The organism is Thermogemmatispora tikiterensis, assembly GCF_003268475.1.
Classification (GTDB): domain Bacteria; phylum Chloroflexota; class Ktedonobacteria; order Ktedonobacterales; family Ktedonobacteraceae; genus Thermogemmatispora; species Thermogemmatispora tikiterensis.
The window spans coordinates 1,781,807-1,806,000 of the sequence record NZ_MCIF01000002.1 but is presented as its reverse complement, the minus strand read 5'-3'; the positions used below and the strand labels follow the sequence as shown (position 1 = coordinate 1,806,000).

20 protein-coding genes and 1 riboswitch are annotated in these 24,194 nt (G+C 60.0%); of the genes, 10 read left to right on the top strand and 10 right to left on the bottom strand.

Annotated features, from left to right (window positions below; genetic code table 11):
• The first annotated feature begins 533 nt into the window (after nt 1-533).
• Nucleotides 534-1,970, top strand: coding sequence for a tetratricopeptide repeat protein (locus A4R35_RS07245; RefSeq protein ID WP_112427944.1), 1,437 nt, complete (start codon nt 534-536; stop codon nt 1,968-1,970).
• Between the two features lie 174 nt (nt 1,971-2,144).
• Here A4R35_RS07245 and hepT read toward each other — a convergent pair whose 3' ends face one another.
• The 8 genes from hepT to A4R35_RS07205 all read right to left on the bottom strand — a co-directional run bounded on the left by hepT (nt 2,145) and on the right by A4R35_RS07205 (nt 9,905).
• The gene (gene hepT, locus A4R35_RS07240) at nt 2,145-2,984 is read right to left on the bottom strand and encodes a type VII toxin-antitoxin system HepT family RNase toxin (RefSeq protein ID WP_112427942.1); all 840 of its coding nucleotides are present in this window, start codon (nt 2,982-2,984) and stop codon (nt 2,145-2,147) included.
• 501 nt (nt 2,985-3,485) lie between these two features.
• A complete protein-coding gene (locus A4R35_RS07235) occupies nt 3,486-3,899 on the bottom strand; it encodes a molybdenum cofactor biosynthesis protein MoaE (protein WP_112427940.1) in 414 nt (137 codons plus the stop codon).
• A 66-nt stretch (nt 3,900-3,965) separates the two neighbouring features.
• Nucleotides 3,966-4,217: a molybdopterin converting factor subunit 1 gene (gene moaD, locus A4R35_RS07230; RefSeq protein WP_112427938.1), complete on the bottom strand. Its 252-nt coding sequence runs from the start codon at nt 4,215-4,217 to the stop codon at nt 3,966-3,968.
• Nucleotides 4,218-4,273: 56 nt separating this feature from the next.
• On the bottom strand, nt 4,274-5,845 hold the full coding sequence (locus tag A4R35_RS07225) for a leucyl aminopeptidase (RefSeq protein WP_189361460.1): 1,572 nt from the start codon (nt 5,843-5,845) through the stop codon (nt 4,274-4,276).
• Nucleotides 5,846-5,880: 35 nt separating this feature from the next.
• The gene (locus tag A4R35_RS07220) at nt 5,881-6,288 is read right to left on the bottom strand and encodes a response regulator (protein WP_112427934.1); all 408 of its coding nucleotides are present in this window, start codon (nt 6,286-6,288) and stop codon (nt 5,881-5,883) included.
• Between the two features lie 97 nt (nt 6,289-6,385).
• Nucleotides 6,386-8,245: a sensor histidine kinase gene (locus tag A4R35_RS07215; protein WP_189361459.1), complete on the bottom strand. Its 1,860-nt coding sequence runs from the start codon at nt 8,243-8,245 to the stop codon at nt 6,386-6,388.
• A 311-nt stretch (nt 8,246-8,556) separates the two neighbouring features.
• Nucleotides 8,557-8,979 carry a hypothetical protein gene (locus A4R35_RS07210; protein ID WP_112427930.1) on the bottom strand — a complete coding sequence of 141 codons (423 nt, stop codon included), beginning with the start codon at nt 8,977-8,979 and terminating at the stop codon, nt 8,557-8,559.
• Nucleotides 8,980-9,368: 389 nt separating this feature from the next.
• Nucleotides 9,369-9,905 (bottom strand): RNA polymerase sigma factor, encoded by a 537-nt coding sequence (locus tag A4R35_RS07205; RefSeq protein ID WP_189361457.1) that lies wholly within the window; start codon nt 9,903-9,905, stop codon nt 9,369-9,371.
• Nucleotides 9,906-10,244: 339 nt separating this feature from the next.
• On the opposite strand from A4R35_RS07205, the gene mtnA reads away from it, so the two are divergent.
• The 6 genes from mtnA (at nt 10,245) to A4R35_RS07175 (ending at nt 17,943) form a co-directional block, all read left to right on the top strand.
• Complete coding sequence (mtnA, locus tag A4R35_RS07200; RefSeq protein WP_112427926.1) at nt 10,245-11,396, top strand: S-methyl-5-thioribose-1-phosphate isomerase; 1,152 nt, start codon at nt 10,245-10,247, stop codon at nt 11,394-11,396.
• A complete protein-coding gene (locus A4R35_RS07195; protein ID WP_112427924.1) occupies nt 11,396-12,031 on the top strand; it encodes an HD domain-containing protein in 636 nt (211 codons plus the stop codon). The genes mtnA and A4R35_RS07195 overlap by 1 nt, the downstream gene beginning before the upstream one ends.
• A 143-nt stretch (nt 12,032-12,174) precedes the next feature.
• Nucleotides 12,175-13,146, top strand: coding sequence for a PfkB family carbohydrate kinase (locus tag A4R35_RS07190; RefSeq protein ID WP_112427922.1), 972 nt, complete (start codon nt 12,175-12,177; stop codon nt 13,144-13,146).
• A gap of 147 nt (nt 13,147-13,293) precedes the next feature.
• On the top strand, nt 13,294-14,562 hold the full coding sequence (gene ahcY / locus A4R35_RS07185; protein WP_112427920.1) for an adenosylhomocysteinase: 1,269 nt from the start codon (nt 13,294-13,296) through the stop codon (nt 14,560-14,562).
• A gap of 186 nt (nt 14,563-14,748) precedes the next feature.
• A riboswitch (SAM riboswitch) is annotated at nt 14,749-14,871 on the top strand.
• 215 nt (nt 14,872-15,086) lie between these two features.
• Nucleotides 15,087-16,385 (top strand): methionine adenosyltransferase, encoded by a 1,299-nt coding sequence (gene metK / locus A4R35_RS07180; protein ID WP_317616015.1) that lies wholly within the window; start codon nt 15,087-15,089, stop codon nt 16,383-16,385.
• A 409-nt stretch (nt 16,386-16,794) separates the two neighbouring features.
• Entirely contained in the window at nt 16,795-17,943 is a 1,149-nt protein-coding gene (locus A4R35_RS07175; RefSeq protein WP_112427918.1) for an acyl-CoA dehydrogenase, read from the top strand.
• Nucleotides 17,944-18,147: 204 nt separating this feature from the next.
• On the opposite strand, the gene A4R35_RS24630 is transcribed toward A4R35_RS07175, so the two are convergent.
• Entirely contained in the window at nt 18,148-19,737 is a 1,590-nt protein-coding gene (locus tag A4R35_RS24630) for a hypothetical protein (protein WP_223258520.1), read from the bottom strand.
• Nucleotides 19,738-20,052: 315 nt separating this feature from the next.
• Nucleotides 20,053-20,907, bottom strand: coding sequence for an RNA polymerase sigma factor (locus A4R35_RS07160; protein ID WP_112427912.1), 855 nt, complete (start codon nt 20,905-20,907; stop codon nt 20,053-20,055).
• 298 nt (nt 20,908-21,205) lie between these two features.
• On the opposite strand from A4R35_RS07160, the gene holB reads away from it, so the two are divergent.
• From holB to A4R35_RS07145, 3 genes are all read left to right on the top strand, one after another.
• Nucleotides 21,206-22,243, top strand: coding sequence for a DNA polymerase III subunit delta' (gene holB, locus A4R35_RS07155; protein ID WP_146747136.1), 1,038 nt, complete (start codon nt 21,206-21,208; stop codon nt 22,241-22,243).
• 111 nt (nt 22,244-22,354) lie between these two features.
• Nucleotides 22,355-23,152: an enoyl-CoA hydratase-related protein gene (locus A4R35_RS07150; RefSeq protein ID WP_112427908.1), complete on the top strand. Its 798-nt coding sequence runs from the start codon at nt 22,355-22,357 to the stop codon at nt 23,150-23,152.
• Between the two features lie 173 nt (nt 23,153-23,325).
• Nucleotides 23,326-24,150 (top strand): hypothetical protein, encoded by an 825-nt coding sequence (locus tag A4R35_RS07145; RefSeq protein ID WP_112427906.1) that lies wholly within the window; start codon nt 23,326-23,328, stop codon nt 24,148-24,150.
• Nucleotides 24,151-24,194 lie beyond the last annotated feature (44 nt).

Genomic DNA, 24,194 nt, shown 5'->3' with positions numbered 1-24,194 from the left:
TGAGCTGTCGCTGGCTTTGGCGATCACCTGCCTGTGGAGGTGGTTGGTGAGCGAATTCTGCTGCAACTCTCGCATCTAGAGAGAGCGGGGCGAGCGCCCTGCTTTCCTCGCCTGCCTCGCTCGGTGCTGGCTAACGAAACAGCGCGCACCCGCTGTCAGCTGTCCTGTGTTGACTGCCTGACTACCCTGAAAGACGATCTGCACACAGAGCGGGCCGGCCTTGTCTGGCTGAGCGTACTGCATGGGCGTACTGCAGAGGAGCGTACTAGCTCCGGTGCCAGAAAGGCTGGCCTGCCTTGTTTAAGAAAGCCTGCTCCTTATCATCATATACACGTGTTGATCTGCTTTTGCTAAGATACTGCTGATTCTCCTGTCTGGACTTTCTTCTCTTCGCCTGGCCTCCAGGAACAGACTAGAAGAAGCCCTGGCAGCATGTTATACTAGGCCGGGACGTGCTTTTGCGTAGAGCCTTACGCTGTTGACCACTGTTAGTCAAGCACACTCTGATGAGCAATTAAGAAGGGTAGCTACTGATGGAAGACATACCAGAAAGAGAAGGGGCTGCTGAGTCGGGGGCTGCTGCTCAGAACGGCACGGCGGATGTTCGCCGTCGTGAGGAGCAGGAGTGGACCGATCGCGGCAACGAGGCGGCGCGCGCCGGCGACTATGAGCAGGCGGTGGCCGCTTTTGAGCGAGCGGTGGCGGCCAATCCCGACAGTGCCCGCTCGCGTTACAACCTTGCCTTAGCACAGCAATATCTCGGTGATCGAGAGCTGGCCATTGCTGGCTATCGACGCGCCATCGATCTTGATCCTGGTCTGATTGAGGCCTATGTTAACCTGGGCCATCTCTATAGCGAGCTGGGCCTCTATGAGGAGGCTATCGAGACCTTCCAGCAGGCTCTGGAGATCGATCCTGAGAACGATGAACTCTATGTCAGTCTGGGCGATGCCTACCGCCTCCAAAACCTCTATCAGGATGCGGTACAGGCCTATCGGCAGGCGCTCATCCTCAATCCTGATCATCCTCTGGCCTCTGCGAACCTGCGCGACGTACGTGGGCGCATCAATGACCAGCTACGTCGGCTCATGGCTCAGGAGGCGGAGATCGATGAGAACCCTGCTGATCCCGCGCGCTACGGTGAGCTGGCCTCCATCTACCTCGATATGCGGCGCTACGATGAGGCCCTCTCGGTCGCTAACCAGATGCTGGCCCTGGCACCCGACGATCGAGCGGCTTACGATGTGTTGGCCCAGGTCTATGAGCAGATGGGCGAGCGTGATCAAGCTGCCCAAACCTATGAGCGTATTGTGGGCCTGGCCCCAGAAGACGCTACTGCCTGGGAACGGCTTGCGTACTGGCGCTCACTGCAAGGGCAGACGGAGGCCGCGCTGCAGGCCTATCGTCGCGCCCTGGAACTTGATCCTCAGCTTCAGAGTGCCCGCTTCGGCCTGGCAGAGACCTGTATGGAAGCTGAGCGCTATGAGGAGGCTGCCAGCGCCTATCAGGAGCTGATCGCTGCCGCCGATAATCTGCAGGAGGAAGAGCTGGCAGCGGCCTATGCCGGCCTCGCCGATGCCTACAACGCTCTGGGCCGCTATGAAGAAGCCATCGCAACGGCCAGCGACCTTCTCCGGCGCTTCGAAGATGACGCAGAGGGATACTATCAGCTGGCTACTGCCTACGACGCCCTCGGACGCTATCAGGAGGCCATCGAGAACTACGAGAATGCCATCGAATCCGACCCCCTCAATGCCGACTACTACAACGATCTGGCTGATACCTATCGCGAAGTCAAACGCTACAATGAGGCGGTTGAGATGGCCCGACAGGCCATAGCTCTGGACCCCTCGCTGGTGCTGGCTTATGAGACCCTGGCTCAGATCTACCAGGAGATGGGGCGACCCGACGAGGCACGCGAAATCCTTGCCCAGGCAAGCGAGCTGCGTCAGGCCAGTGAGGCTCTCTAGCCCCTGGCTGGTCTCGTTCTTCCCTCACTCAGCACCATTCAGACAGGCAGGAAGGGAGAGAAGCGGCGCGATGCGGCACGGTGCAGCGCGGTGCAACGCGCCGCCCATTACAACGGACCCGTTCCCTGGGGAACGGGTGGCTCCGGTCTGCTGCGCCCGCGGTTCGCTGCGCTGCTATGGTTCCAGGCGACCTTTGATCGTCTCGGCGAAGCTCTCCAGGTCATCCAGGCGCTGTCGGATGTGGTCATAGAGCAGATCACGGTTCAGCGTGCTGGGATCGCGGATAAGGGCATCGCGCAGATTTGTCAGAACTTCCAGGCGATAGGCGAGCGTCTTGGGTATCAGCTGCTGGGCCGCCACGATGCTCAGTAGTTCATGGTAGTCCTCGGGTCGGCGCAGGCCGAAAGAGGCGACCAGGATGCTGCAGATCTGCAGGCAGGCTTCAATGGCAAGCTGAAGGTAGCGCTCTGCCAGGCCATAGATGCGGTAATCGCTGGTGAACTCCTCGCGCTGCGTCTCCCCCAGACCGCGCAAAATGCCGATAGCCTCGCTCAGCTGCTGCAGGTGACGCTGTACCAGGTCCTTATCTATCGGCAGCAGTTGCTGCTGCAAGCGGCGGCTCAGGGCCTGATTCTGAATTTCGTCGAAGCGCTTGAAGTCCAGATAGTCCATGACTGCCTTGGTCTCAAACATAATGCGCCGCTTCTCATCGCGGCTGTAGAGAACCTGGCCGTACTTGATCACTTGCAGCTTGAGCAGCAACGAGGCCTGATTCAGGATCATGACATCAATATTCTCGGTCTCCAGGCGCCGGGCCAGCTCGCTGAAAAAGTAAAGCTGATAGTCGAGGAACTGATCCGAGCGCACCTGGTCCATCAGGAGAATGGCAATATCGATATCGCTCAGTTCCCCAAAGGTCGTGCGTCCCTTCAGTACGCCTGTCAGATACGCGGCATTGACGGGATTCTGGGCGAAGAATTGGTGAAGCTGTGCCTGCTTCTCAAAGAGATTCATCAGCAGCCTCCGATCAAACTCCTTGAGGACTGTCGGGAGACAGTAGCAGAAGGCTTCAAGGAGTATCCCCCATCCGTTGAGAGACCGGGGGTGCTTTTCAGCCAGTCCTTTGCCTGCATGCAACAGTCTGGTCAGAAGAGAGGCGCTTTCCTCTCTCTTCTATTGTTATGTAATATTCTACCATAGAAATGAGCCTGGGATGGCCTCCTGACCTCTGCGCCCCTGCTCAGCTGACAGAGAAGAGAAACCGGCTTGCCCCACCCACTGATGGTGATGGGCTGCTCCTGATCTCGCCCTCCTCGACAGGAAGGAATGAAGGCGGAGTCGGTGGAGATGATCAGCAGCGCGAAAGGATCAGGAACATGCTTCCTGATTAGCTGACTGGTCTAAAACTGGTCTTGGAGCTGGTTATCCAGGCATGGAGCAGGATCACGCCCAGGCCAGCCTGGGCCAGCTCCCTCCGCTCTGGGCCTGTCGACGTGCACCGCCGTTCAACTCAGCTTAGCCTTCTACCCAGGCTTCTCCGTCGAGGCTGACCTCTTTCTTCCAGATTGGAACGGTGGTCTTGAGCGTGTCAATGATGTAGCGGCAGGCTTCAAAGGCTTCGGCGCGGTGTGGCGTTGCGACCACGATAATCACGCTGGCCTCGCCAATCTCTACCCGGCCAAGGCGGTGAGCGACTGCTACCCGCTCTGCCCCCCAGCGTTGGCGGGCCTCCTCCACAATGCGCCGAATCTGCTGCTCGGCCATCTCGGGGTAGGCATCGTACTCCAGATAGCGGATCTGTTTGCCGCGTGCGTGATTGCGCACCACTCCCTCAAAAATGACAATGCCGCCAACCTCGGGCGCGGCCACCGCGGCCAGCAGCGCCTCGCGATTCAGCGGCTCGCGCGTAATCTGAATCACCGGCTCCATAGGCCCATCCTGCCAGGTAGAAACTCTCCCCCTGTCCGGGGGTGGGTTGGCTGCTTGCTGGCAGCCTCAGGCTGCCCCACCCCCGAGCGGTGGAATAAAGACCAGCTCATCGTCTTCCTGCAGCACCCGGTCCGCGGGGACATATTCGCGATTCACTGCGCACAGCGAGCGCTCCAGGATTGGCTGCAAGCGGGAATGGCGAGCGCTAAGCAAGGCCCGTGCTCCAGCGACGTCCGTCCCCTCGGGCACCGTCAGAGTCTCGGCGTCCTGACCCACGATCTCGCGTAATCCCGCAAAGTAGCGTACACGAATCTTCATGCCAAGAGTATATCACGCTGTTCGCGCGACTGTACAGCCAGGCACAGCTGTTCAGCTCAGCTTTGAGCGGCGGCACGCCTCATGATGAATTCGGCCAGCGTTCGCACCGCGACCCCCGTGGCGCCCTTCTCTTGATAAGGCTTGGGGCTGTCCACAAAGCTCGTGCCGGCGATGTCCAGATGCGCCCAGGCCGCCGAACCGGCGAAGTGTTCCAAGACCTTGGCGGCAGTAATCGAGGAGGCGGGACGCCCCCCTGTCTGCTTGATATCTGCCACCTCACTCTTAATCTGCTCGCCGTACTCATCGTCCAGTGGGAGACGCCACAGCTTCTCTCCCACAGCCTCGCCCGCGGCAATGAGTTCTTCGCTCAAACGCGTATCATTGCTGAAGAGACCTGTGTAGACATGTCCCAGGGCCACCACGATACCGCCGGTGAGCGTTGCGACATCGATGATCGGGGTCAGTCCCTCGCGCGCAGCGTAGGACATGGCATCGGCCAGGATGAGCCTTCCCTCTGCGTCCGTGTTGACGATTTCAATGGTCTTGCCGTTCATGATGCGCAAGATATCGCCTGGCCGGTAAGAGTGCCCATCAGGCATATTTTCGCTGGTGGGAACGAGGACCGTCACATTCAGGGCTGGTTTAAGGCGAGCGATTGCCTGGATCGCCCCCAGCACGGCAGCGGCTCCGGCCATATCTCCCTTCATGGTCACCATACCGTCAGCGCTTTTCAAGGAGAGGCCGCCGCTATCGAAAGTGATCCCTTTACCGACCAGTGCCAGGCCACCAGCCTGCTCTGGCGCGCCGCGATAGCGCAGAATAGCCAGGTAGGGCGGTTCACTGCTCCCACGCGAGACAGCCAGCAAGCCCCCCATGCCCAGCTCTTCCATCTGGGGGCGCTCCAGCACCTCACAGGCCAGGCCCCATGTTTCGGCCATGCTGCGGGCGCGGCGCACCAGCTCGCCGGGCGTCAGAATATTGGGAGGCTCGTTAACCAGATCGCGCGCGAAGTTGGTCGCCTCGGCCAAAATGCGACCCCGCTGCAGGGCGGCCTCAAGCGTGCTGCTATCGTAAGCTGCCTGCGCTGGCCCAACCTGTAACAGCAGCTCGCGGATAGCCGGTTCATACTCGCTGCCTCCATTGCTACGATAGCGACTGAAGCGGTAGAGTCCGAGAAGGAAGCCTTCCACCTGGGCTTGCAGGGCCGCCAGCGTTGTCAATGCCTGTGGCGAGCCTGGTTCGGGCTGAAGGCTGATTACATCGATGGCCAGAACCACACGCCGCGCGCCTTTCTCCTGGAGCTGGCGAGCCAGGGTTGCGCAGGCTCGCCGCAGGGTACGCGTTGCATCGCGCTCCAGATCGCCAAGCCCGAGCACAATCACACGCCTGGCGGCTAACTTGCCCGGCGTATAGAAAGTCGTAATCTCCCCGCTGTGGCCTTTGATCTCGCCGCGGGCGCAGCTTTCCTGCAGCAGGCCCTCCAGGCGGGCATCCACCAGTTGGCCAGGGGCACTCAGGCGGGCCTGCTCGCTCCCACGGGGACGACCCGCACTGACCACGAGTGCCTCGCAGGCAATCTCTGTGACAGGCTCATTAGTCAGTCGAAGATCGAGTTCTACAGTCTCCACAATCTCACTGGCTCCTTTGCGCAAAAGTCATCATCTTATGAGGTCCAAGAACCTAGCAAGCGCTCAACCAGATCCAACAACTGACGCGGCTTAAAGGGCTTCAATAAGTACTCATCGTAGCCACCGGGACCCGAGCCGCGGGCCTCATCGGGAGGGTAGGCCGTGACAGCCACGATTGGCACTCTCTCCATGCCCGGGCGGGAGCGGATCAATTGAGCCGTGCGTTGCCCATCGAGGACGGGCATCAGCAGGTCCGTGAGGATCAAATCGACCTGCACCCGGTCCAGCAAGTCCAGCGCTTCGCGGCCATGCGTCACTGAAAGGCAGCGGTAGCCGCGGGAAGAGAGGACCTTCTCTAGCAGAAGGCGGTCAGAAGGATCGTTCTCGATAATCAGAATTGTGGCCTCACGTCCTGTGGAAGATGCACCGGTATCCATCGTCATCGACCGTCACTGTCATCCTAGATGCTTGTCTTGGAGAAACGAGAGGTGGCTGGCATGGGCAGAGCAGACAGCATTGACCTGACTGGCTCGTTCGGACTCATGAGCGGCTCTGGAGCTTCGGGCTAGCTGCCAGGGGAAGCACAAAGGAAAAAATCGAGCCACGCCCCGGCATACTTTCCACGAAGACCTCACCACCCTGCAGTTCGACGAGCTTGCGGGCAATTGTCAGGCCCAGGCCAGTGCCTCCAAACTTGCGCGCTGTGCTACTATCGGCTTGGCGGAATGCCTCGAAGATGTATTCCAGCGCTGCCGGCGAGATACCGATCCCGCTATCATGCACAGCAATACGCAGCATATCATAGCGTTCCAGGAGACTGCAACGGATGGTAATGCCACCGCGCTCGGTGAACTTAATGGCGTTGGAGACCATATTGACCAATACCTGGCGCAGACGGTAGCTATCGGCCAGAACTCGCGGCAACTCCTCGGGCAGCTCCAGCTGCAAGGTCAGGTCGCGAGCGAAAGCCAATGGCCTCAGTTGATCCACCACCTCGCGCAAGCAGCCCTCAATAGCCAATGGCTCAAGGCGCACCTCCAGGCGATCAGCCTCGATCTTTGAGAGATCAAGCATGTCATCGACCAGGTGCGACAGATCCTCGGCCCGGCGGATCATAAAGCGGATATGCTCTTCTTGCTCCGGCGTCAGCGCTCCCTCGACAAAGCCATCTACCAGCAATGAGCCATAGCTGATAATACTGTGCAGGGGAGCGCGTAGCTCATGGGTGACCGTGGCCAGGAACTGTGACTTCAACTGATTCGCGCGTTCCAGAGCGACATTCTTCTCCTTGACCTCGGCGAAGAGCAGGGCATCCTGGATGGCCATCGCTGCCTGGATGGCCGCCGTACTCAACAGGAAGGTATCGCGCTGAGTCAGTTGATAGGGGCGCTCGGAGTAGAGCATAATCGCCCCGATCGTCTCGTCTTGCAACAGGAGGGGTGTGGCGATCACCGCCCCATAGCCAGCCTCTAGCGCCAGCCGGGCCCAGCGCTCCTGACGCTCCTGGTAGATAGCCTGCACGTCCTCTCCATAGGCGATTTTCTGTTTCTGCATGGCCATACGAGCAAGCAACAGGTCCAGCTCACGGAGCGCCTCATGAGGGATGCGAGGATGAGGAGGCTCCACACGAGCAACGGCGGCCTGCAGGCGTGGTGGACGGATCACTCGCCGCCGGGGGGCTGGGGGCATCGGACGTGGTAGCGCCGCCATTTTCGTGGTAGCTGCCAGCGTGATATCAGCGCGTGGGTCTGTATAGACGCGTACCTGACCCTGGCGCGACGTCTCGCCAGTCAAAGGCTCGGTGCGCGGGGGGTCGTTGCTCCACAAAGCCACCGCCCACGGGGCAGGCTGATCCCGCCCATAGAGCAAGAGCGAGACCTGGCGCACCTGCATAATGACCCCGAGGCGAGAAACGATCTCGGCCAGGAGGTGCTCCAGGTTGAGCGTTGAAATCAGAGCATCGCTCATACTCAGCAGGTCGCTCAGCTGCCGTGTCAACAAGCGACTTTCAGCATCCTGATGCGCCAGGGCCGAGGCGAGCTGCTGAAAAGCCTGAGAGAGCGCTCCTAACTCGTCGCCCGGAGATAAAGTCGATGGAGGCCCTGACGACGTAGCGGAAGGTGTGCGGGGAGGCAGCGAGAGCGGCAGGCGCAGACTCTGCTCTACCCGGCTCAGCAGCTCAGAGAGGGGGCGATTGACGAGCTGGCGAACGGCAATGCTGAGGAGCAGGAAGCCAGGGGCGCAGGTAAAGAGCAGCAAAGAAGCAAGTGCCAGCCAGACATGGGGGAAAGCCGTCTGATGAGCTGAGAAATAAGAGAGCAGAGGCCAGCTCAGAGCCAGGAACAGGCTCAGGCAAAGGAGGCAGATCAACCCCGCCGCCAGAATCAGTTTAGCGCCCAAAGAATGCACCATTGCACGCATGCGAGCACAAGCCTCAGCAATAGATAAGGGGAGGGCGGGATCCGATTCGTCCTCCCCTCCACGTACCGCGCTGGCAAAAGAGCTGGTGCTGGCCTGGCCAACCCCAGCGACATGGGCAGCGCGGCGAGGTGGGCAGTCAGCTCCGCTGAAAGGAGGCTATAGCACCCCACGAATCAGAAGGACGTCCAGGCCGGCAAGGCCATGAGTGGCCTTGCTCTGCTTCTTTTGCTGACCGTCACTTGCGGGTGGACCTACCTGGCCACGCTCCGCCATCCTTTCAGGCTCCTTTATTATAACGGATGAGAGGGAGCCTGTGTTAGCGGGGTGACCGCTGTGCCAGCTCTGGCTGGGGCGGTATCATCCTCGATATGTTCCACATAGCCGCTGCGAAGCAAGCGAGCCACAGTACAGGCCACATCTTGCTCATCGCGGTGGACGAGACGAGCGATCTCGCTCAGGCTTCGTTTCCCATTCAGCAGCAGAAAGACCAGGCGTTCGCGGCGATCGAGCTGAGAAATAATTTCGGGCCTGGCCGCCTCGGGAAGCGCGCGAAAATAGACATCTGAATGCAGCTCACCTCGCATCGCCGTATCCGTGGCAGCGGTGCGCTCCAGCCTCGGGGAAGAAGCAGCGGCAGGCGAGGTCAGCAAGATCGGTGCGGCGCGTGTCGCGGCATGCTTCAAATATTTACTGAGACCCCAAGCTCGTAGCATGACATCCCTCCTAACCTATTCAGTTCGCACTGCGAATCCGCCCCTGGTTCTTGAGAAGTGCCTGGGACCCACCACTACTACATTATACTCGTGGCGCCTAAGAAGGTTGGTTGGCGCAGGTTGCAGCGGAGGACAGTGAGAAGAAGGAGGCAAGCGACGGAAAGAGAGGCGAGCGAGGGCTGCCGGTGATGCCGCAGGGCAGGATGACGCAGGGAAACAGGTGGACGAAGAGAGCATCCCGCCATGAATAGCGCCAACAGTGAGAGCAGCGGCAGGGCAGGGGATGCCAGCAATGGCCAAGGGGACAGAAAGGCGAAAACATCGTGTGGAGTGATGCGCCCTTCCCTGCCTGGCTGACAGTGCCGGATCATCACCTTCCTGCGGCGGAGTTACTTAGAGCCGGCCCCTCGCTCTAACGCCTTATAGTGTTCCCGGAACGACTGACGCGCGCGCGACAGATACATCTTCACACCGCTCTCGGCGATGTTGAGGGCCTGAGCGATCTCACTGTAGGAGAACCCTTCCTGAGTATAGAGCAGCAAGGCGGCCCGATATTGCTGGGGCATACGTCGCAGGGCGGCGCGCACCAGCTCGGTCGTCGTATAGACCTCCTGTGGATCAGCGCTCTCCACATCGGCTGGCTCGTGTTCGAGGTCCTGCCAGGGAAGCCAGGCGATCAGCTTCTTACGACGCAGGGCGTCATAAGCCGTGTTGGTCGCAATACGATAGAGCCAGGCCGACACCTTGAGATTGCTGTCCATCTTCGGCAGAGCGCGGAACGCCTTCAGGAAGGTATCCTGAGTCAGGTCATCTGCCTGCTCGCGATCGCCTACCAGATGGTACACATAATTATAAATAGATGTTTTATACTCGTCGTAGATCTGATCGAAAGACCAGGTCCTCTCTTTCGTTTCCGCCCTAGCCATGCGCGACATCCCTTCGATGTTGACTATAGCTAGAATCTCGTTGTCCCTCGCTCATAGCCAGAGCCTGCCAGGGCAGGGTCAAGCATGGGGGAGGAACGGGAAACCTACACCTTAGTAGCATTGCGCTATTCACACTGCTGCTCTCGTATGCTGTTTATCATGTTAGCATATTGAGCGGGTTCGTTGAAAACGGTTCTGTTTATGTTAGTACTATTTGGGGGGCGGCCTCTTTTGCCAGCGAGGGGCAATTATGATACCATAACAGCAGCAGGAATCAGCCATTGGAAGAGGGTCCAATCTCCACAAAGCTAGCTAACGAAGGAAGGAAGAGAAGAGAGCATGTCGACGGTTGCAGGGGGGCTGGAGCACGAATCTGAGCCGGTGCAGCGTGTCCGTCCTCTCTGGTGGCAGGAAGATGAGCGCGGCTGTGCCCTGATGTTACTGGACCAGACGCTCTTGCCGCAGCAGGTAGTGTACAGTCGCCTGGAAGATGAGCGGCAGGTAGCAGAGGCAATCAAAGCCTTGAAGGTGCGGGGCGCGCCTGCCATTGGCATGGCGGCGGCCTTTGGCCTGGTCTTAGCGTTCAGGCGTCTGCTGGCAGAGCGGGGGGACGAGGTCAGTCTCGCCGAGGTTCTGGCCAGACTTGAGGAGGCGGGAGTCTTGCTTGCTGCCACCCGTCCCACCGCGGTCAATCTCAGCTGGGCCATTCGCCGTTTGCTAGGATGTGCTCGGCAGCTGGCCGGGGCTGGGTGCCGTCCTGGGGATTTGGGGCGCCGGCTCTTGGAAGAGGCGCAGGCCATTGCAGCTGAAGACCGGGCGGCCTGTCTGCGCATGGGCCGCTATGGCGAGGCTCTGATTGCTGATGGAGATCAGCTGCTGACCCATTGTAACACGGGAATTCTGGCCACTGCGGGCTGGGGCACGGCTCTGGCGCCGATGTATCTGGCCCATCGGGCGGGCAAGCGCATTCATGTCTTTGTCGACGAAACGCGCCCGGTGCTCCAGGGGGCGCGCCTCACTGCCTGGGAGCTGCAGCAGGAAGGTGTGCCTTTCACACTGATCACCGACAATATGGCTGGCTATTTCATGCGTCGGGGCCGGATCGCCGCCGTCTTTGTGGGAGCTGACCGCATTGCAGCCAACGGCGATGTCGCCAATAAGATTGGAACCTACAGTCTGGCAGTACTGGCTCAAGCGCATGGTATTCCTTTCTACGTGGTCGCTCCTTGTTCTACGATCGATCTTGATTTGCCTTCCGGGGAGGAGATTCCTATCGAGCAGCGTGACCCGCGTGAGGTCACGGCCATCCGTGGGATCTCCATCGCTCCCGACGGTATCTCTGTAGCCAATCCGGCCTTTGATGTGACCCCTCATACATATATAAGTGCTATTATTACCGAGAGAGGGGTTGCGCGCGCTCCGTACAGCGTAGCCCTGCGCGGCCTCTGTGCAGATGACCATCATCCTATCGAGAAGCAGGCAGAGAGGTAATGGAGACAGACGTTGTGCAGGCTGTGGCCCAGCATGCTGAGGAGACGCTGGGCAAGGAAGGTTTTCGCTACGTCAGCGCCGTTGTGGCAAACTGTAAGATGCTTGCGCTAGATCTGGAGGCTCGGGGGGATGAGGAGGCCGCTCATTTGGATATGGAGGCGCTGACGATCGCCGCCTATCTGCATGATATCTCGACGGCCACCTATGGCTTTCAGGACCACCATATCAAGTCCGCTGAGCTGGCCGTCGATTTCTTGCGCGAGTTGGATGTCCCCGAGGAGCGCATTCGCAAGGTGGAACAGATCATTCTGGCCCATACAACGGTGGTGCCCGCCGAGCAGCGTCGCAAGGTTCCTCTGGAGACGCGCATCCTCTACGACGCCGATAAGCTGGGGCGCCTCAGTGGGCTGGCCGTGGTGACTTCGCTCATCGAGTTCGGCGCGCGCTATCCCAATCGAGCGGTGACCAGTGAGGTGCTGGCGGCGATCCTGCGCCACATTGAGGAGCGCTTTGTGGAGCTGTACCAGTCGCTCAATACGGCCCCGGCCCGCGAGCTGGCCCGTGATAAGTTCGGTAAGACCCTGGCCTTCCTGGATGGGGTCATTGAGCATCTGAGCGGGGCCACACCTGTCTGAGCGACGCTTGCCCGCTCTTTCTAATTGGGGCTGACTGGTGGACGAGCACCACAGCAGGTTTCTCTCTCCGCCGCTAGCTTGCCGGTGTACTCGTGCTCGTCAGCCAAAGACTGATTTCTTTCTCGCATGGAGGTTGTGAGGACGTGTCGTCGTCTATCCTCGTTGTCGGCTCGGTGGCCCTGGATACGGTTGAGACTCCCTTCGCCAGAGTCGAAGAGGTGCTCGGGGGGGCCGCTTCTTATTTCTCAACGGCGGCTTCCCTCTATAGCCCAGTCAACCTGGTGGCGGTCGTCGGCACTGATTTCCCCCAGGAATATTTGGAGTTTTTCCGCCGCCGGGCCATCAATCTCGCCGGCTTGCAGGTGCGCCAGGGTCGCACTTTCCGCTGGTTCGGTCGCTACCATCTCGATATGAACGTGCGCGACACGCTTGATACACAGCTTGGCGTGTACGCTGATTTCCATGCGGTCATTCCCCCTGAATACCGCGATAGCTCACTGCTCTTCCTGGCTAACATCCAGCCCGGCCTGCAGCAGGAGGTGCTGGATGCCATGCCGCGAGTCCGTCTCTCTGTCTTGGACTCGATGGATCTCTGGATCAATACGGCGCGTCCTCAGCTCACAGAAGTAATGAAGCGCGTCGATATCATGCTGATGAGCGAGGAGGAGTTGCGCCTCTACACCGGTTGCTCAAGCGTGGTGGCCGGAACCCGCCAGCTTTTCAGCCTGGGCCTGAAGTACGTGATTGTGAAGCAGGGCAGCTATGGCGCCTTACTTTTTGGTCAGGATGGTAGCTATTTTAGCGCCCCCGCCTATCCTCTGGAGGAGGTGGTAGATCCAACCGGTGCCGGCGACGCCTTCGCCGGGGGCTTGTTGGGCTACCTGTCAACGGTAGAGCCGGAGCCAGATGGCCACTATCGCTTTGAGGACCTGAAGCGCGCGGTGGTGCACGGCAATATCCTCGGTTCGTTTGTCTGCGAGGATTTCAGTATCCGTCGCCTGCAGCAGTTGACGCTGGCAGATATCGCCGCCCGCTATCAGACGCTGGTGGCCTGCTCGCACTTTGATCCCAACTGGTTACCTTCGCGCTCGTCGGAGACCTCCACCGCAGGCTGAGTAGAAGGCTATGCCCCGCCTGCAGGGGTGAGCCGTGGCCTGAGCTGACTAGAAGCTAGCTGCAGCTCGCAGGCGGCTGCAGGAGCGAAGAAGCAACTTTCACAAGATTACTAACTAAACTACAGGAGAAGAAGGGAAAGAGGGTCTATGACCACATCGACACAGGGAGATGTTAAGGACCGCTCGCTGGCCCCGCGCGGAAAGGAGCGCATCGAATGGGCCGCGAGGGATATGCCCGTGCTGCGCCTCATCCGCGAGCGCTTTAGCCGGGAGCAGCCGCTGAAAGGTATCCGCATGGCGGGCTGCCTGCATATCACCACAGAGACGGCCAATCTGGCCCTGACGCTGCAGGCTGGGGGGGCTGATCTGGTGCTCTGCGCCTCTAATCCGCTGTCGACGCAGGATGACGTGGCCGCGGCCCTAGTCTGCGAATATGGGATTCCGACCTTTGCCATTAAGGGCGAGGATGAGGAGACCTACTATCGTCATATCCATGCGGCTCTTGATCATCGCCCGCAATTGACGATGGACGATGGTTGCGACCTGGTCTCAACCCTCCATAGCAGCCGCCGCGAGCTGCTCGGGCAGGTCATTGGGGGAATGGAGGAGACGACGACCGGGGTGATCCGCCTGCGCAGTATGGAGAAGCAGGGAGTGCTCAAGTACCCGGTGCTGGCTGTCAACGAGTCGAATACGAAGCATCTCTTTGACAATCGCTACGGTACGGGGCAGAGCACGCTCGATGGCATCATTCGGGCGACCAATCTGCTCCTGGCCGGGCGGACGATTGTCGTCCTGGGTTACGGCTGGTGTGGGCGCGGCGTAGCTGCGCGTGCGCGCGGCCTGGGGGCCAACGTTGTAGTCACGGAGGTCGACCCAATTCGCGCGCTGGAGGCGGTAATGGATGGCTTCCGCGTGCTGCCCTCTCTGGAGGCGGCCACCATTGGCGATATCTTTATCACTGTGACGGGCAACCTCAATGTAATCGACCGTCCTCACCTCGAACGTCTCAAGGACGGGGCCGTGCTGGCCAATTCTGGTCATTTCAATGACGAGATCAATATTCCCGAGCTGGAGAAGCTGGCCGTGCGTAAGCGGCGTCTCCGCGATTTCGTCGATGAGTATACCTATGCCGACGGGCGCCAGGTCTATTTGCTTGGTGAAGGACGCCTGATCAATCTGGCTGCCGCTGAGGGCCATCCGGCCAGCGTCATGGATATGAGCTTTGCCAACCAGGCCCTGGGGGCCGAGTATATGCTCAAGCATGCCAGCGAGCTGCAGCCGCGGGTCTATACGCTGCCGTTGGAGATCGACCAGGATATCGCGCGCCTCAAGCTGAAAGCTATGAACGTCGCCATCGATACGCTGACGTCCGAGCAGCAATCGTATCTCAATTCCTGGGAGGCGGGTACCTAAGCCTGAGCCATTGGGGCGGGGCCTCGGGCCTTCTGGCCCGCTCTCTTGACAGTCAGCAGCATTCTTCGATATACTGAGAAAAACCCGACCTGTTCTGGACAGAAGGCATCAGCATCTGTGGTGCCTTGTCCAGCGTCCGCTTACTAGACAGCACACCTACAATTGAATACGTTCGCGTGAGATCTGCTCTCATCCAGAGAGGTGGAGGGAAACGGCCCGATGAAGCCCGGCAACCCATCTGCCGCCGTGGCCACTGCCCGCGCAGCAGGAAGGGTGCCAATTCCGGCGGAACGTTCCGCAAGATGAGGGGGATAAGCAAGGTGACGTTGCTAGACCCCTGCTTGCCAGGGGTCTTTTTGTGCCTTACGCACCGCTGCAACCACTGCATCGATCCCCACATCGCTTGTCTCCTTAAGGAAGTGTGTGTGCATGACCTGCTCGATTAGCAGGCAGATAAAGAGAAAAAGAAGCGGCAGAGAGTGCCAGTTTTCTCGTCAGGAGGAATGTGTTCGGTGAGCAATACCATGAGCAGCTTCATGAGCAGCCCAAAGTTGTTCTTTACCAGCGAATCGGTGACCGAGGGGCATCCCGACAAGCTGTGCGACCAGATTTCGGATGCCATCCTTGACGCCATTCTGGCCCAGGACCCTCTGGCCCGAGTCGCCTGCGAGGCGGCGACCACTACCGGTCTGGTCCTGATCGCCGGTGAGATCACGACCTCTGCCTGGGTTGATATGCCCGCAGTGGTGCGCAAGACGATCGAGCAGGTTGGCTATGTTAATGCCGAATATGGTTTTGACTATCGCACCTGTGGTGTGGTGACCTCCATTGGCAAGCAGTCCCCTGATATCGATCTGGGGGTAAGTCGTTCGGCTGAGGTCAAGAGCGGCCTGGTGTTGACCGATGATGAGCTGGAGCAGATTGGCGCCGGCGACCAGGGGATGATGATCGGCTTTGCCTGCAATGAGACGCCCGAGCTGATGCCGTTGCCGATCAGTCTGGCTCACAAGTTGACCCATCAGCTGGCGCAGGTGCGCCGACGCTCGTGGGCTGGTGATGGGCCGATGCCCTATCTACGGCCCGATGGCAAGAGCCAGGTCACTGTCCAGTATGCGTATGGACGTCCAGTTCGCGTTGATACGGTCGTGGTCTCGACTCAGCATGCTGAGTACGTCGATCAGGAGCAGATTCGCCAGGATGTCCTGGAGTATGTGATCAAGCCCGTCATTCCGTCTCATCTGCTCGATGAGCGGACGCGCATTCTGGTCAATCCTACGGGCCGTTTTGTGATTGGGGGACCGATGGGCGATGCTGGTCTGACGGGGCGCAAGATTATTGTCGATACATACGGCGGTATGGCGCGTCACGGTGGCGGCGCCTTCAGCGGTAAAGATCCCACTAAGGTTGATCGCTCTGCGGCCTACATGGCCCGCTATATTGCGAAAAATCTGGTAGCTGCCGGTCTGGCGGATCGTCTGGAACTGCAGATCTCCTATGCCATCGGGGTGGCGCGTCCCCTCTCGCTCTTTGTCGATACCTTTGGCACTGGGCGGGTCTCGAACGAGGAGTTGGTCCGGCTCATTAATGAGCATTTTGATCTTCGCCCGGCGGCTATTATTCAGAAGCTGAATCTGCGCCGTCCGATTTATCGCCCCACGGCGGCCTACGGGCACTTCGGACGTACCGATATCGACGCTCCCTGGGAGGCGCTCGATATGGTGCCAGCTTTGCGCCGGAGCGTAGGCGCCAGTGTCGAAGATGGATCGGCAGCCTCGCAGCAGCCGCCACAGTCGCGCGCTGGTGAGGCTGCGGAGATTAACTGAAGGCAGCCTTGTCACGGCTGATCTGGGTCTACAAGCTCACTTGTCTGGAGGGGGCGGTGCAGTGGGGCCTGTGGGGAGCAAGCTCGCGTGGCTCCGTCTTGTCCACCGGCTGTGGCAGCAGAGGAGAGGTCGCGAACGAGCAAGGGGAGGAACGCGCGTGCTTACTTTTCCCCACAATCTGCCTCGGCTGTGATTGCCCCCTTGCTTCTCTCTTCTGCCTGGTCTTCTTTCTCTCTCTCTCCTCTGGTCTGGCAGCTTGCTCCCCTGAGCCTGGGTGGCCTCACAAGCAGATGCTTGCCAGCAGGCTATCGCCTCCTGTCCTGCTTTGTGCTATGATGTATGCCACATGGCTTCTGGCCTGACCCTTTGGCAAATCATAGTAACCCTGAAAGGAAAGTGAGTCGCTGCGATGGACTTTTCGCTCAACGAGGAGCAGCTTGCCATTCGCCATACCTGTCGTGAGTTCGCCGAGCAGGAGATCAAGCCGCGTGCGGAAGAGATGGATCGCACGGGGGAGTTCCCCTACGACCTGATCCGTAAGATGGGCGAGCTGGGGCTGTTGGGGCTGCCGTTTCCCGAGGAATATGGTGGGGCAGGAGCTGATTTCCTCTCGTATTGTATTGCGATCGAGGAGATCGCCCGTGGCGATGCCGCAGTGGCGATTACTATGGAGGCCCACACCTCGCTGGGGGCCATGCCTTTCTATCTCTTTGGGACGAAAGAGCAGAAGGAGCGCTACCTGCCGCCGTTAGCGAGCGGTCAGCAGCTGTGGGCCTTTGGGATGACTGAGCCAGAAGCCGGCTCCGATGCCGGCAATCCCCGTACACGCGCTGTCCTGCGTGATGGCCACTGGCATATCAACGGCTCCAAGGCTTTCATTACCAACGCCGGCACCGACATCAGTGGCGGTGTGACCATTACGGCAGTTACTGGGACGCGGCCCGATGGTCGCAGTGAGATCACCAATCTCATTGTGCCGCGTGGTACCCCCGGCTACATCATTGGCAATCCCTATCGTAAAATGGGCTGGCGAGCCTCCGATACGCGTCCCCTCACCTTTGAAGATTGTCAGGTGCCCGAGGAAAATGTGCTGGGCCAGCGCGGCGAGGGTTTCAAGCAGTTCATGCAGATTCTCGATGGGGGCCGGGTGGCCATTGCGGCCCTCTCGGTCGGTCTGGCTCAAGCCTGCCTGGATGAGGCGCTTAGCTATGCCAAGCAGCGCCGGCAGTTTGGTCAGCCGATTAGCAAGTTTCAGGCCATTCAGATGAAGCTGGCCGACATGGCGATGGAGATTGAGCTGGCTCGGCTGATGTACTATAAGGCAGCCTGGTTACAGATGCAAGGGAAGCCCTATAGCGCTGAGGCCTCCATGGCCAAGCTCTTTGCTTCTGAGACCGCCAAGCGTGCGGCTGATCAGGCGGTGCAGATCCACGGTGGTTACGGCTTCATGGACGAGTACCCGGTTTCACGCTATTGGCGGAACGTCAAGGTCAACGAAATTGGAGAAGGGACCAGCGAGGTGCAACGCCTGATCATTGCCAAGCACCTCGGTTGCTGAGTCAACGAGGGAGGACCTGTCTCAGAGGAAGACGGCGCCTCCCTCACTTGCCGCGAGTCTCTGCAGACGCTTTCCGCTCGCTGTCAGCGTCGATCTGGCCAGGAGGACGGAGAACTACTCGTCTACTCAGGCTCTGATCGCCCGGTAGCCGGCTTTGTCTTGAATCTTCTCCTGTTCTGTCGCTCTGCTCAGACTCAGACAGGCTCACTCGTGGCCGCTGCCGCTGGCAGTGAGCGGCCAGTTGAACATGCGGATTGTGGCCAGTGGGCTTATAGACGCCGGTCCACGACTGGTTGATGGGTTAGGGGCATCGCTCCAGACAGCGCTGTTGCCATTGACGGCCACAAATGCGGCGCCGTTAAGCACCGACCCGACCTGGACAAAGGAGTTTGACTCGACGTCGAACATGCCATAGGTATTGTTGTCGTCCTGCCAGAGGACGAAGGTGGCACCGCCCTGCAGGGCCGAGACATGGCTGATGGTGTTCAGCTGACTAAAGGTGTCATCCGAGGCCGGCCCTAGCGAGAGCATATAGAGCGAGCCACTGATCAGGAAATCCAGCGAGGGCGGGTAGATGCTGGCGTTGGCCACCGGCGTGACACTGGAGTTGAGCGGCAGAGTTGAGGCCGTCGATTGTGAGGCCGGCTGCGGGCTGGGACTGGCCGCTGGTGTCGGTGTGGCCAGGGCGGAGGTGCCATCTAGCCCATCGTTTGTATTCAGCATGAAGAAGGTATGGCCTACTACCACGGGACGGAACGAGGTGCCATCAGCCCGGAAGAGCCAGGTCTGTGGCTGCGTGTGCGGCAGCCAGCGGCCCCGTGTGGGAGCACTTACTTCGATCTCTTGTCGCGTCCAGATGTTGCTGTGCAGGAGGCCGGCGCTGTCGAGCCACTCATCGGCCCAGAAGATGTCACTGCCATCAGCGGTGGCAGTCGGCGAGGTATAGATGTGCCCAGCTGGGGCGGAAGCCAGCTCGCTACGGCTGGCAACCTGACCGTTCTCCTGCAGGCTGTAGAGCCAGAGGTGAGAAAGCCCGTGCTGGTCAAGGGAGGCCACCAGCAGGCCGTTCTCCAGAAACCAGATGCCTGGTACCGGGGTGTGCACGATGCCCGCGGCCAGCGCAGGGTTAAAGATCCCGCTTAAGAGCTGCTGCGCGTGCAGCGACTCAGGGCCGGTTGCCGGGTCAACCACGGCGTAGAAGAGCTTCCAGGATCGCAGTCCCTCCGTTGCAGCATCGCGCGGCAAGCCGTTGTGCTGATTCTTCTTGGCCGAAGGTGCGACTGGCGTCTCTGCGGCTGGCGGATCATACTGGAGCCAGACGAGACGATTGTGGGAGCTGCCCAGGACGATCAGCGGACTGCTTTGGGCGCTGGGCAGCAACGGCTGACTGAGCTGAGTCTGGCGGTCCAGGCGCAAAAGCATCCAGCCAGCGGGCGTGCTATCGTTGAAAGCGCTATAGTAGACGGCGTTGCCATCGGCGGCAGCGCTGACGACATTATGGTAGATGGTAGCACTAGCGTAGCGCATCATCACCACATTCGTGGGATGATTGATGGCAGCCGGTGGGGGGATCGAGCCGGAAGAATGCTGAGCTAACAGTAGCACAGAGGTCAGGCCGCCGGTGAGTAGAGCCAGCAAGAAGGTAGCGGCCACAGCCAGAGCGGCTAGCTGAGGCATGGGCGGGCGCCGCTGCACTCGCGGCGCTGTCTGGATAACTGGCAGTGGGCCAGTTTTGGCCGTTGAGAGCGTTGCCAACGGGTCGCGCCCCGCCTCCTGCTCTAGTTGCTCCTGCATATAGGGTTTCAGGAAATCGGGGGGGGGGCGGCGTACCAGGCAGACCACGCCTCAGAAAACGTGCATGCTCAGCGGCCAAGGCCCGCATCAGCCGCTCACGCATCTCAGGGGGCGGCTCGATGGCAGGCAGACGCTGCAGGCGGGCGCCGACCAGTGTGAAGTCTGCCTGCGTCTGCCGGCAGTCTGGACAGGACTCCAGATGCTGCTCCAGCTCCTGTATGGTGGCCCACGTCTCTTCATTTTGAAGCAATGGCTGGGCCTTGGCTTCTTTCAAATCGCGATAAACCGCGAGAAGACCCCGCGCCTCTGTGCAGTTCACTCTTCCCCCACCTCTTGTCGATACAGGGTAATAAAGCGCTCTCTTGCACGCATCAGCCGCATTTTTACTGCTGAAGGACTGATATTGAGCATTTCTGCTATTTCTGCACATGAGAAGCCATGATATTCATAGAGCCAGAGGCAGACGGCGTACTTTGGAGGCAGTTGCCTCATCACGCGCTCGACCACCTCGTGCTCAGCGACGCGGCTTTCAAAGCGACCGCCATCATAGCTTCCCCGCTCATAGAGCATAGTAGCGGCGCCTGGGCGCCCCTCGCTGCCGTCCTCGCTGCCGGAGAAACCCTCACCCGTTGTACTGCCGGTCTCTGAGAGTACGCCGGCGCCGATGCCCCGGTCGTCGTTAAAGAGCGACAGAGGCAACCAGGAAATCAGGCGGCGGCGGCGGAGCGCATCGATGGCCGTATTTTCGGCGATATGATAGAGCCAGGAAGAGAGGGCGCCGGGGCGGACCACGGTGCCGGCCAGCAAGGCGCGGTAAGCTTTGACAAAGACGTCCTGGGCCAGATCGTAAGCCTGTTCCCGGTTCCCGATCATATGATAGATGAAATTCGTAATTGGCGTTTGATAGCGTTGAAAGATCGCCTCGAAGTCCGCCACATCCACGCTGCGGGCCTCGCCCTGGCTCGTCGTTGCTGCCTGGAGGGGGAGGGCCTGAGCGCTTGTCTCAGCCTCCTCGTCCGGCTCCGCCATATCCGTATCTTCCTCGGGTGAGTCGAGCTGAGTGGCCTGTTCCTCTTCAGGCAGGGCCATCTCTGGCTGATTCCCACGAGTGGCATCCAGGATAGAGCGCCAGCCACCGTTCGTAGTGTAGAGACGGATAGAGGTATCCATTGGTTACATCAACCTTAGTGTTTCAGGAGATCGTGCTGGATGCGCACATGTATCATACTGCTCTCTTGCGAATTCGAATACAGCATAGCATATAGTTGTCATCGCTGCTATGAGGTAGGTGACAGTCACTGGACGAATTTTCTCACGGCCTTCCTCGGCTCAACGAACAACGGTACAGCATACAGTATAGCATACTCAGGCGAACTGAAGCAGGATGGGTCATGGCAGCACTCGCAGAAGTGCGTGAAGGCTGTTCCGCCTTGCCTTGAGGCGCTCTTTCTGCTACGATAATAAAACCATGACTGTGACAGCTCTTGAGGCAGCCGCGCACGGTTGGGGGATCATCGGACATGAGCATGCCCTGGAGCGCCTGCGACGGGCCTTGGCCTCGCAGCAAGTGCGCCATGCCTATCTGTTTACTGGCCCTGATCAGATTGGGAAGACGCTCTTAGCACAGCGCTTTGCTCAAGCCTTGCTGTGTATGGGTGGCCCTGATCCGCGACAGGCCCCGCTCAATCCCTGTCAGCGTTGTCTGGCCTGCCGGAAGGTGCTGCATGGCAATCATCCCGATGTCCATGTAGTCGCTCGTCCTCCCGACAAGCAATTCATTCTCATTGATCAGATCCGCGCTCTGCAATCTGAGGCGGCCCGGCACGCTCTGGAGGGTCGCTATAAGATCTTCCTGATTTTGGGTGCACATGAGATGAATTCCCAGGCGGCCAACTGCCTACTGAAGACGTTGGAAGAGCCGGAGCCAGGGGTAGTCTTGTTGCTGACCGCTCCTGAGCGAGGCTTGCTCCTGCCGACCATCCTCTCGCGTGTGCAGCATATCCCGCTCCACCTGTTGAGCACTGCTCAGATCCGTCAGGCTCTGGAAAGCTACTGGGAGGTCGAGCCGGCGGAGGCTGAGCTGATTGCTGCCCTGGCTTCAGGGCGTATGGGCTGGGCCGTACGGGCTGTAGAAGATGAGCAGCTGCTCGTGGAGCGGCGTGAACAGCTGGAACTGCTGGCGCGCTTGCCCGGGCAGGGGCGGGCAGAGCGCTTTGCGATCGCCCAGCGACTGAGTGGGGAGCCTGAGCGGCTGCGCCAGCTGTTGGAGTTGTGGCTGCTCTGGTGGCGCGATGTCTTACTGATGGCCAGTGGGGGACAGGATCTGATTGTCAATGTTGATATGCGTGAGCTGCTCCAAAAGCAGACAGCTCTGCTTGGTGCTGCTGGCGCACGTCACATGATTTATGCAATCTTGCGAACTCTAGAGGCGCTCGACCAGAATGTGAACCCGCGGGCCGCGCTGGAGGTGCTTATGCTCGATCTCCCCTTGCTGAGTCGTGTCTGAGCGCCGCACCTACCTCAATTCGCGTGCTCTGCGAGCCTGTACAAGCTGACTGGTGACCTTAATCGGCAACGAGGCCTGTGCCCCTTGTTGAGGGAAGGAGCAAAGAAAGCCATGCAGAAGTCGTTCCAACATCTGCTTGTCGACCAGGCAGAGGGCGTGCTGACGATTGCTTTTAATCGTCCTGAAGTACGTAACGCTTTCAATGATCGCATGCTCGAAGAACTGGCTGCGGTCCTGGAGGAGGCTGCCGCCGATGCCGCTGTGCGCTGTGTCGTACTGACTGGGGCCGGAGGAGCTTTTGGTTCCGGTCAGGACCTGCGCGCCTTTGAAGCGCGGGCCGCGGGCGAGCGCCGAGGCCGTGTGAGCGAGCATCTACAGAAGTACCATCGTGTGATCCGCTGCATCCGCGAGATGCAGAAACCGGTGATTGCCGCTGTACGTGGTGTGGCGGCGGGGGCTTCTTGTAGTCTGGCGCTGGCTTGTGATCTGCGCATTGCCTCGGAAAATGCCCGCTTTCTGCAGGCCTTTGCGCGCATCGGCTTGATCCCTGATGCGGGGGGAGGCTTCTTCCTGACGCGCCTGGTTGGGCTTGGCAAGGCGCTGGAGCTGGCGATGCTGGCCGACGAGGTCGCTGGGCCTGAAGCTGAGCGCCTCGGGCTGGTCAATCGCTGTGTGCCCGATGCTGAGTTCGAGGAGGCCACGCGGGCCCTGGCCCGCCGGCTGGCGCAGGGGCCAACTCGGGCCTATGGGCTGATCAAGCAGCTGCTCAATACGGCGGCGAACAGCGATCTGGAGACGGTGCTGCGTCTGGAGGGCGAGCTGCAGGAGATCGCTATTGAGACCGCAGATCATCGTGAGGGCGTGGCGGCCTTCCGTGAGAAGCGCCCGCCGCGCTATAGCGGACAGTAGGCTCGCGGCCCGTACCGGGTGGGCTGTGGGGATAAATGTGAGGTCTTCTCGTTCGTTGGTCTGCTGTGCGTATCGATTCGCTACCTTACAATAATGCCCAAACACAGGGGCCCGCGCGCCGTCGCTGGCTGCAAGAGCATGCACCGCAGCACCTGGAGCAGTGTGCTACCCTGATGCTGGAAGCTCTGGGGCGACGCTCGCCGGCTCTTTCGCAGGGCATTGCCGTACTGGGGGCAGGAGCCTGCACCGAAGTCCCACTGGAGAAGCTCGCGCGCGCGGCGGATGAGGTGGTCCTTGTCGACCTGGATCGAACGGCTCTGCTGCAGGCGCGGGCTGGGTTGCCTGCTGCCTCCTTGCAAGCCCGGGTGCAGTTGCTGACCTGTGACCTGACTGGAGGCGTCAGCGCCCTGCTGCAGGAGCGGTTGCGCCTGCTCCCCTGGCGTAAATTGGTGCAGGGGGAGGCCTCAGCGCTCTGGGACCGTCTGGCTGCCGTTCTGGATGACTGTCCTGTGCCCGACCCGCCCCAGATTGAGGGCCTCCCGCGTGCGACCTTTGGTCTGGCCATCAGCTCGCTGGTGCTCTCCCAGCTCTTCAGTTATCCCTTGCTTGATCTCCTCGACACCGTGCAGCAGCGAGCCGCGCGCCATCTGGGAACGCAGGAGCGTCATCGCCGCTATCAGGAGGCTGCCCAGCACTTCCGCCTGCGGGTCATTGCGGCCCATTTGCACCTCTTGCGCGACCTGGTCGAGCCGGGTGGGCTGATCGTCCTGCTCAGCGACGTGCGGGGCTTCCTCTTTAAAGAGGGTGAGATGAGTCAAGGAGGGCCGGTACGGCGTGAGTTACCGCTGGTCCCCTACGCCTTCTTTGATCTGGTGCGCCAGACTTTTACGGTGCTGGCCGAACGGCGCTGGGAGTGGCTGAGTGATCTGCCGACCGCTGAGCGACCGGGCCGCGGCTACGAGGTGGTCGGCTATCTGGCCGTGGTCCCTGCAACTTGAGCGCTCCTGGTCTTCCCAGGAGCGCTACGCACAGCCAACAGCCG